The 441-nt window shown below is 54.9% G+C and carries 1 pseudogene; it reads left to right on the forward strand.

The features are described from left to right. Positions 1–441 (forward strand): annotated as a pseudogene (locus ACTHUE_RS20440) (glucose-6-phosphate isomerase); the annotation flags it as partial.

Raw genomic sequence — 441 nt, forward strand, 5'->3', positions numbered from 1 at the left:
AAAAAACATGCACTTCGTCTCCAATGTGGACGGCTCCCAGCTGCGCGACGTATTGGCCAAAGTCCACCCGGAAACTACGCTGTTCATCATTGCGTCCAAAACCTTTACCACCCAAGAAACCCTGACCAACGCCCTGACCGCGCGTAAATGGTTCGTGGATCATGCAGGCGATGAAAGCGCCGTGGCCAAACACTTCGTGGCCGTATCGACCAACCAAAAAGCCGTTGCCGAATTCGGTATCGATACCGCCAATATGTTTGAATTTTGGGACTGGGTCGGCGGACGATACAGCCTGTGGTCGGCCATCGGCCTGCCGATGAGGCTGTATCTCGGCGAAGAAAACTTCGTCGAAATGTTCAACGGCGCGCACTTGATGGACCAACACTTCATCAACACGCCGCTAGAGCGCAACATGCCCGTCATCCTCGCCCTCATCGGCAT

This window comes from Neisseria sp. P0021.S005 (assembly GCF_051956955.1).